Below are 8905 nucleotides of genomic sequence, written 5' to 3' on the forward strand. Positions count from 1 at the left end.
TCTCACCAACTCTATTTGTCTTCATTTTGCTTAATAACAAACCCTTCTTCTTCATGGATTAACTCTAAAATCCCATCAAGTTCATATAATGAAAAAGCCAACATTTCCAATTCTTGTGTATGATCGAGTATCACAAACAATTTTTCTTCATCTTCAATTTTCTTAAACCTACTTAAAGCCCAACTCAAAGCATCACTCTTAAAGTAAAAGCTTGCTAAAACTGGTGTCCAATCATCATCAGTACCATCAAAATCCCCAAAACTCACTTCGAACAAATCGTTATCGCTATTTAATTCTACAAGTACATCCTTTTCCAAATCATCACTCCCTCTCTTAATATCTAATTACTTTATATTCCACTCCATATTTCTTAGCTGCTCCCACAGTGTAACCAGTATCCTTGCTAACACCGTCCCATAAAATTAAACAAGCATCAGCGAACTTATACATTAAGTCATTCCTAATTAATGCTGCCTTCTTTCCATACTTAGCCCAATGAATAGGGAAACAGCAAATATCATAGAAACGTTCAACTGCGTATTTTTCAGCCAATGTCTCTACACCTTCAGCTTCACTGGAAACAATAACAACATCAGATTCCTTATCTTTAAGATAATTATCTAATTTTTGTTTTAATAAAGTATAGTCATCGAAATTTTTGGAACCAGTAACAATTACCCTGCACAATTTATCACTCTACTCTCTAATTGTTTGTTTATCTGTATTGATTAAAATCGGCTTTATATCCTTTGAACCACATTCGCATTTGTAAACTTGTTTTCTATAAATCCTCAAACATTCATAACAATAATACTGTTTCATACTATTCCTCTTGTTTTCTTAATTTCAAATAATCAATTTCTTTGACAATCGTTTCTAGATCATCATTCATTTTGTTAAAGAAAGGTACAATCCCATGAAAATGGTTATTTAAAGCCCTTCTCATTGCTCTATAAGTTGTATGGTAAATTAAATCATCTAATTCTTTAACACTTAGAGTAACCATCATTTTTTCATTTTCCATCGTTTCTCACCCTTTCTATGCCCCACGATAAAAAGGCTAGTTCCTGCTAAAACTAGCCCCTCATGGAACTGGCACTTGATACAAATCAAGATTATTTAGAGGCATACCTTTTATTAGTCACGGAGGTATGTAAGGGCGCACAGCATAACGCTGCCGATACCGTCAATTTCTTTTCACTGCACGATCAAATGCTAACTCTCCTTGGAGTAATGCTTTGTTAGCACCTCATGCACCTACCGAGGATAATATAAATAATGAACAAGTCGTTTGTATTCTTATATATTTATAGCGTCCGTAAGAATACAGTCAGCATTAGCTAAACTGACACGGACAATATATTAATCAATAAACTTAATTGAATAACCGAACACTTCTTCAATTTTCTTATTTAATTCTGGTGTGATATCCCTTTTCTCACGCTCCAAAAGGGACAAATACGATTGACTTATCTGAAGTAAAACTGATAGTTGATGTTGACTCATATTTGAAAGCAATCTTAGCTTTTTCAATTTTGACATTCCCAATTAACTCACTCCCTCATTCACCGCCTAACTTGGATTTGTAAAAATTTATGACAAAAAAATATATATATAGACTTCCAAAATCTAATTTTATATGTTAATGTAAGATTAGATATTTATAACCATTTTTAACAATAAAAAAAGGATGAGACAGTTTGTTGGGCAACTGCCTCATGGAAACACCTAATCGTTGGGCAGGGAAGAAAGTACTAACCCTTGTCAGCTTCAATAGTTTTACTTCCTTCCCCTAAGAGGATTTTTGAACATCCATTAAATAAGAAAAAACCCTTATAAATCAAGGGTTTTTCAAGTATGTATTATTAAACTATTAAACTCAAGCGGAAATTTTCTTATTTTTTTGTTTTCTGATTTTATCTTTTTCTTTTTTATATAAATCCTGACACTTGTCACAACGAATTTGGCGTTGTCTTGGTTTTTCAATGAGATCTTTACATTCAATACATTCTACAATCCCTTTAATATTATATAGTAGGTTTCTTGCAATATCTTCACCGAACATAAACCATAGACTTTGTTTATTTTTAGTTTGTTTATCATCATAGAGATATCTAATTAACATATCTACTACATCTTGTCTTTTACCAAGTGCAAGTAATTCCTTTCTAAATTTCTTGTAGATTACAAGTTCTCCCTTTTTCCTCGAATCACCAGATTCTTTTATTTCGTTTTTAATGTCCCAGTACTTTGATTTGTTTATTTTCTCAAACACATCAATAACTCTTTGATCAATTTCAATGTTGGTGTTTTTCATCAACTTTTTGTAATCAATATCTTCAGCAAGCTCTGTAAAAATAATATTAGATTTAGGGATAATTTTTTCTTTTACCAACATATCAACTACTCCGTTACCAATTTTTTGAACCTGACTTTTCTCCTTATCTTTGGCAAATCGGAAAAAGTGAGCTAATTTAGCCTTGGTATACTTCTTAATTTGTTCATTTATTTCTTTTGGACGTTCAGGGAACCATAAAGTTTTGGCGTAGTCTATACAACTGTTGTTTTCAAACACCAATCTGCGTATAGAGTCCTCATCTGGATTAGCACTTGCCCATAGCTTACTAATATCATTTGAAATTTCACCAATCAGACTATTCTTTGAGTAAGCACTCTTTAGTCCTTTAAATATATTAGCATTTGTTATTTGTTCTTGTGTAGCAACTCCAAGTTCGTATTGTAGAGGTCTAACATTTAGCATATGTCTTTCAGCGATGGATACAAACAACGATTCGGAAACGATCAAGGAATCGTCACCATCTACATCGAACATTAATACCTTGCTAATGGCATCATGTATTGATGTAAATATATTTTTTGAAATAAACCACTCTTTAGTATCCTTATTCACTTTATTAGTGCGGACACAATGCTCTTTATACAAATGCGGGCTGCGGAGTGCGTCTAACTTTTGACCATCATCATATAGCGAACAACTAACCTCTCCATTTTGTAATAGTCCTTTAGGGTTCTCCATTCCAAGAAACAACCACTCACAAAAAGCATATAAATCTGGTGCAATATATGTACGTTTTGATCCTGGGATCATTAATTTTCCTGCCTTGGCACTCTTAATTAATGAACGTCTCTTTTCCATAATCACTTCTTTGCTATAATCGTCATTTAACAAATTAGGATAAATCTCAAGAGCCTTTTCAAACCCCCGTTTATTTTCATTGGATTTACCAGCACCAAGCAATTCAAGAGTTGCCTCTTTGTCATTTCCAATTTTATTAATTGTATCAACTGTATATTTGCTTATTTCTTTTAGTTCCTCTGGAGTCATTTTGTTGAGTGTCTGTAAGACTTGATAAGAAATCGGCTTATCATCAAATGTATTAGTATCTTCTTTACACTTTGCTGCCTCACACTTATATTTCTTGAATGCTCTTTGATACCTTCTCCATGCGTTTTTATCCTTATCGTCTTTCATGAACATTTTCCACATTTTAAATTGTGAAGCTGTGAAGATATATTTGATTCCTTCTTTAAGCACATCATGGTCTTTTCCATACACATCTTTTACAATCGGACTTCCACCTTTCTGTTTACCTAAGAATTTATCAAACGGAAAAGCGATGAGAAGACCTTTAAAAAATGGAGCACGAAATTGGAAACTTTTATTATCACCATCAGGAGAAGGCTGGTACATTCCAGCACCGTCTAAATGATTAATCTCAACTGGATAATTATCTTTAGGAATGATTTCGTATGTATCACCTTTTATGTAATCAACATCAACATTAATGATTGTCTTAAAATCTGGTACGACTATTGCTTTTGATATATCAAAGTTATCCCAAGGAGTAGAACTTGTATTGCACAATGCAGTATATGCGTTGTACTTATTTAAATTCATACCTCCCTTTTTGTTAATATCATCTCTAGTAAGTCCACACATTAACTTATTTTCTATTTGATCATATACAGATTTCTTAATCCAAATCGATTTTTTATTTCTAATATTTCCGGCACTAGATGTCATATATTGATATATTTCATTTTGATATTTGAAACCTCTATTCATCAATTGCTCAAAAATTATGTATCGGTAAGCACGGACAATACAAATATCAGTTGTTAAGTCGTCTACTTTCGCCCCAATAGAACGAGTCAATGTTGATTCAAATTGAGTAATTTTGTTGGAATCATTTAAAGCGTCTTCCCTTAACACTCGAACTTCATCTTTATGTTTAATCGCCTCAACAATCAATTCCTGTTTTAATTGTTTAGTTATTTCATTTAAGAATTTAATATTTTTATATAATACTGAATCTACATTCACCTCAACTAATGAAACGGACTTTTCATCTATTTTAAAATAATCATCTAATTGGAAATTCAAGTAATCTTGAAAAAATAATTGATCTTCATTTAATTCTTCTGAATCCTCACATTCCAAAAGTTTATTAATTTTTTTATCTAATTTTTCATAACAAGCATTCCATCTCTTAATTAACTTTGCTGTATCGTTTAGATAAAACATCAAATTGTATCCAATTAATAAATTGTTGAATCCTGAACCAATCTCTTTCAAAGATGAAATTAATTTATTTAAATCTGACTTGGATTGCTTATGTTTAATTAATTCCTTATTTAAATTCATTTCATCATCACTGTAAAAAGCTGTAGTATCTAATGAATATAAAATAATTTGATTTTGTAATTTCGCTGACATTTATTATACCCCCATTTTTTGATTAGTTGATTAATTTGACTTTGATTAACTTTGACCAATATGTTATGAATAAATAAACTAAACATTAGATTATGTAAAAGGTAAACTTGAAAACAAAACAAGAAAATTTAACCGAATGAGTAAACTTGTTTTACGAATTCTAAATACTGTATTTAAATGTATCTTATGTATATTTATATTAAATTAACTTCTATATACAGTACCCCTAGTGCATCATTTGGAGTACTTATGCTCTGAATTTTAAATAGCTTACTTCTGCATTTATTTTTCTAGTTCTGCATTCTGAGTACTTAGGTAAAATAGCCATTAAAATAGTGAATTTGCTACTGTGTAATGATTATTAAATTTTTCATAATCAAGCTCGTTTGCATCGGTATATCCACCATTCCATTCCAACTTATGAGTTGTTATTTTGACTAAGTTCGCCTTCTTAAGTTGCTCATTTGCTTCCTTAATTTTAGTCCTTGATACTTTTAGACGCTCAACTAATGTTTCATAACCAACATAACAATATTCTAAATTTCTTTTATCTTTCTTATTGATATGGCTCTTATAATAAAAGACTTGCCTAAAGGCATATTCATTAATTTGACCGTTTGCTAAGTATGTAAAAATACTCGTAGACATCATGGTAAAATGGTCAGAAATAAGTTTTTCAGGATTAAAGATAACCTTCAAATTTCCCTTAGTGGGTAACTTATCTATTTGATTTTTAATTAAATCTAATTTATATAGCCTCTTGAGACGCAGCTTGAATGTTCTAGTGTCCGAAATTTGAGATAAAAACATTAATTGCTTGTGGTCAATATTTAATTCAGTCTTATTTTCTTTAGCATTTCTAAAAAAAAGAAAGCAAAGGCGAGTATAGATCAAAAATTCACTGTTTGTTAGATAAATCCCATCATTCCTGACTATGTAGGTTGGTACTTGAACATGTAATTTTTTACTGGTTTCAGTTGTCATTAACATTTCTCCTTTGACTAATTGTTAAATTAATTGTTATTAACCTACCTGTTTAACATGTCATTCAATAAGCAACACCCCTTTCATTAAGTTTTTTAATTCCTTGTAAAGAGATTTACCATAGTATTCTATACTTACCTGTTGATGAATAACCTGAACTATAAATAACTCTTAGGAGGTATAAATCCTATGGCAAATCTAAAGGATAAATTTACTGTTCAGGACACGAAAGAATTGAACAAGAGGCTTAATCGTATTTTCTATGATGTTACACATGCTAATACCAGAAAAACTGTGGGTGTTACTGAACTACAATTACTTGGTGTTATTGACCACTTATGCAGAGTGTCAGGTATGCTTTGTGACATGGTTGAACAACAGTTAGAAGGACATATCGAAACCTTTGATCCTCATAGTTATATAGAAAAAAAATTAAGGACAGCTGAGAACGGAATATCCAATTTCTTAAAGGTTAAAAAAATCAATTTAGATTAGTCTACCTAAGAGGCTCAATTGAGCTTCTTTTTTCCTGGTCTTCCAAAGACGTTTATCCTTGATCTGAGCCGTTTTTAATCATTGGAATATAAATACATTTCATAATGAACAACGCTATCCAGATTTATGAATAGGATTGTCAGTGAATGTGTTAGGATGTTTAGATATCATTTAATCCTCCTCCCCTTCTCTACCTTAAAACTCTAGTTTTATTAGATAATTAATATCAAACATTCCAATTTTTCATTTTAAAAAAATTGGAACGAAAATAGCTTTACATTGGCTATGTGTGTATGTATAATATGCTTATAAGTGATAGATATTTATTTTTCAAGGAACGAGTAAAACTGAAAAAGATGCCATTAAACTAGCGAAACTTCATAAGAAGACACGCTTATTTCTGTTTATAGATATTTTTATTGTAACATGAATTTATCTTCTGTAACTAAATATGCTTATTTCTCTGTAATTTTTTAGATAATTTATACTAGCAAACTTTGGTTCAATTTCCTCTTTATGGTAATATAAACAGTTAATATAATTATTATTAGATGACCCCCTTTTAATATATCAATTTACTGCAGAGTCCTTTTTGGGGCTCCCTTTTTTGTTTGAACCACAGATTTTAATCCTCCTGTCTTTCAACAAGTTCCTTGAATATGTCTAAAATAACCCCTCTTGTTTCGTAAAAAGTTTCACTTAGCCAAAATAACTTCTTAGCTTCTATATCTGTTAAACTCCTGCCCAATCCTTTTACAAGAACCTTAACCATTTCTTCTCTTGTTACTTTTGGATCAACGAATTTGTTTTGCTTCAAGGTGTTCAACTCCTTTAAGGTGTAATTTCATCGTAAGACGGCTTAAATCATTTATGAAAATGCATAACTAAACACCAAAAGGTAAAAATACCCATATCGAGGTGATTTATGATGACATACTTAATTAGAATTGGGTCTTTACTGTCTTGGTTGACTGTATTCCTAATACCTAAAAAGTCGATTAAAAGATTTATTCCGGTAACTATTTTAAGTGCTCTTATTACCGTAACAGTAACATTCATCGGTAGTAACTACGCATTTTGGGATGTAAAAAGTGGAGGTACCAAAAGAAAAATGTGGAACCTGCTATCCCTGGTCTTAGGTTATTTCCCATTAGGTTGTCTTTGGATTTTTCACTTGACGTTCGGTAAATTTCCTTTATTTTTATTGGTCGTTTTTTTTAAAAATCTCTTTTTTGGTTTTGGTGTAATACCTGTGCTTGAAAAGCTAAATTTTATACAATATGTTAAATTTACACGCATACACCATGTAGTTGTAACAATTATTTATTCCTTAATACTGTATAAATATCAGTTGTTTTTTGATAAACCTACAAAAAGATAAGGGATTTTTTATTTAACAAGCGCTCAATTAACGAGTGCTTCTTTTTATTTACTACTTCATATATTCCTCCCATTGTGCCGCTCTTTAATAATATTTTACCTCTTGTGTGAGAGAAGACTTACTAACATGATAATCTCCCTTAGTTCCCCATAAGGGGAGAAATAACTCCCCTTTAGTCCTTTTCAATTACTTCAAATTTATTAGTATTCCAGTCGTGAATAGTAGGAATAACTACTTTTCCATTATGATTGATTAAAGTCATCATAACCTGAAGATTAGCATGTGCATGTAATTGTTGACTAGCTAAAACTTCAGCCTCTTCATAACTTTCTGCTTCAACGCTGACTGATGTTGCGACCCGCATAATAGTGAAAACCTCGAATTGTTGTTTCTTTTGAACAGTTTTTAAATTTGACATTATGTAACCTCTCCCTTTTATTTAGCTCTCCAATGCGGAGAGCCCTATTTTTTATAATAAGTTAAAGTCGTAATCCAAAGACAAGTCATGATATAAGGTAAAATATTCAAACAATGTAATTGATTTCAATTTGGTTAGTAATTCCTTATAATTCTCTTCAAGGTTACTATTCTTTACTTTGCATAACATAACTTCCCCTTTGTTCATAATGTAGTGTTCTCCATCATTAATTACATATGGGGCAAACCAGATAATGTTCTCGAAGGAATACAAAACATGCTTTCCGTCAACTAAGATTCCATCTACAATAAATTGTTCCTCTACAAGATCAACTAGAAATTTTATCTTTTCCAATTAAGGTTAAACTCCCTTCCTTGACAACGTAACGTTGTTGATAATCCGATTATAAAACGACTACTTTTTGTTGTCAACACCATTTCGTAGTTAATTTGTTTATTTACTACTTTCTGTAGTCATTATGATATAATTTATTTTAAAAATGAAAGGGGAAATCTTTGTGGTATTACGTGCGAAATCAGAATTAAAGAAGATATTAGATGAACGTGGTTTATCGATTAGAAAGTTAGCCGAAATGACTAAATATGAGAATGGTGAGGGAATAAAGTTTGAAACTTTAAGAAGACTTTATAATGATGATACTAAGCAGTACCAAAGGGACACTATAGGAAGAGTGTGTGAAGTATTAAAAATTGAAATTAAGGATTTACTTGTTTTGATAGATGAAGAAGACAAACAAAAAGGCGATACTGAATAAACCAGTACCGTCTTTTTTATTTCTTTATACAGAGCAGTTAAGAGTATTATTTTTGCTTGTGACCGTGGTCACATTTAAATTAAACCTGCACTTCGTTATTTTTATGCTAGCCGG

12 protein-coding genes are annotated in these 8905 nt (G+C 31.1%); 3 read left to right on the top strand and 9 right to left on the bottom strand.

The genetic code is table 11. The features are described 5' to 3' along the window. Window positions 1-11: 11 nt before the first annotated feature. From CVD27_RS12820 to CVD27_RS12830, 3 genes are all read right to left on the bottom strand, one after another. A complete protein-coding gene (locus CVD27_RS12820) occupies window positions 12-317 on the bottom strand; it encodes a hypothetical protein (RefSeq protein ID WP_101648302.1) in 306 nt (101 codons plus the stop codon). A 16-nt stretch (window positions 318-333) separates the two neighbouring features. Beyond that, the gene (locus tag CVD27_RS12825; RefSeq protein ID WP_101648303.1) at window positions 334-687 is read right to left on the bottom strand and encodes an SLOG family protein; all 354 of its coding nucleotides are present in this window, start codon (window positions 685-687) and stop codon (window positions 334-336) included. A gap of 136 nt (window positions 688-823) precedes the next feature. Continuing rightward, complete coding sequence (locus CVD27_RS12830; RefSeq protein WP_101648304.1) at window positions 824-1024, bottom strand: hypothetical protein; 201 nt, start codon at window positions 1022-1024, stop codon at window positions 824-826. Between the two features lie 62 nt (window positions 1025-1086). Here CVD27_RS12830 and CVD27_RS28110 point away from each other — a divergent pair, with 62 nt between their 5' ends. Beyond that, on the top strand, window positions 1087-1245 hold the full coding sequence (locus CVD27_RS28110) for a hypothetical protein (RefSeq protein ID WP_180960266.1): 159 nt from the start codon (window positions 1087-1089) through the stop codon (window positions 1243-1245). Window positions 1246-1362: 117 nt separating this feature from the next. Here CVD27_RS28110 and CVD27_RS12835 read toward each other — a convergent pair whose 3' ends face one another. The 3 genes from CVD27_RS12835 to CVD27_RS12845 all read right to left on the bottom strand — a co-directional run bounded on the left by CVD27_RS12835 (window position 1363) and on the right by CVD27_RS12845 (window position 5722). Further along, window positions 1363-1542 (bottom strand): helix-turn-helix domain-containing protein, encoded by a 180-nt coding sequence (locus CVD27_RS12835; protein ID WP_219621308.1) that lies wholly within the window; start codon window positions 1540-1542, stop codon window positions 1363-1365. A 337-nt stretch (window positions 1543-1879) separates the two neighbouring features. Next, the gene (locus CVD27_RS12840; RefSeq protein WP_101648306.1) at window positions 1880-4738 is read right to left on the bottom strand and encodes a hypothetical protein; all 2859 of its coding nucleotides are present in this window, start codon (window positions 4736-4738) and stop codon (window positions 1880-1882) included. A 327-nt stretch (window positions 4739-5065) separates the two neighbouring features. Next, window positions 5066-5722 carry a hypothetical protein gene (locus tag CVD27_RS12845; protein WP_101648307.1) on the bottom strand — a complete coding sequence of 219 codons (657 nt, stop codon included), beginning with the start codon at window positions 5720-5722 and terminating at the stop codon, window positions 5066-5068. Window positions 5723-5911: 189 nt separating this feature from the next. Here CVD27_RS12845 and CVD27_RS12850 point away from each other — a divergent pair, with 189 nt between their 5' ends. Beyond that, complete coding sequence (locus CVD27_RS12850) at window positions 5912-6217, top strand: hypothetical protein (protein ID WP_101648308.1); 306 nt, start codon at window positions 5912-5914, stop codon at window positions 6215-6217. 625 nt (window positions 6218-6842) lie between these two features. On the opposite strand, the gene CVD27_RS12855 is transcribed toward CVD27_RS12850, so the two are convergent. The 3 genes from CVD27_RS12855 to CVD27_RS12870 form a co-directional block, all read right to left on the bottom strand. Further along, window positions 6843-7034 carry a hypothetical protein gene (locus CVD27_RS12855; RefSeq protein ID WP_101648309.1) on the bottom strand — a complete coding sequence of 64 codons (192 nt, stop codon included), beginning with the start codon at window positions 7032-7034 and terminating at the stop codon, window positions 6843-6845. A 736-nt stretch (window positions 7035-7770) separates the two neighbouring features. Continuing rightward, entirely contained in the window at window positions 7771-8016 is a 246-nt protein-coding gene (locus CVD27_RS12865; RefSeq protein WP_101648311.1) for a hypothetical protein, read from the bottom strand. Between the two features lie 51 nt (window positions 8017-8067). Beyond that, window positions 8068-8370: a hypothetical protein gene (locus CVD27_RS12870; protein ID WP_101648312.1), complete on the bottom strand. Its 303-nt coding sequence runs from the start codon at window positions 8368-8370 to the stop codon at window positions 8068-8070. A gap of 163 nt (window positions 8371-8533) precedes the next feature. Here CVD27_RS12870 and CVD27_RS12875 point away from each other — a divergent pair, with 163 nt between their 5' ends. Further along, the gene (locus CVD27_RS12875; RefSeq protein WP_257984353.1) at window positions 8534-8791 is read left to right on the top strand and encodes a helix-turn-helix domain-containing protein; all 258 of its coding nucleotides are present in this window, start codon (window positions 8534-8536) and stop codon (window positions 8789-8791) included. The last annotated feature ends 114 nt before the right edge of the window (window positions 8792-8905 follow it).

Origin of the sequence: Neobacillus cucumis, from assembly GCF_002860255.1 — a bacterium.
Taxonomy (GTDB): domain Bacteria; phylum Bacillota; class Bacilli; order Bacillales; family Cytobacillaceae; genus Neobacillus; species Neobacillus cucumis_A.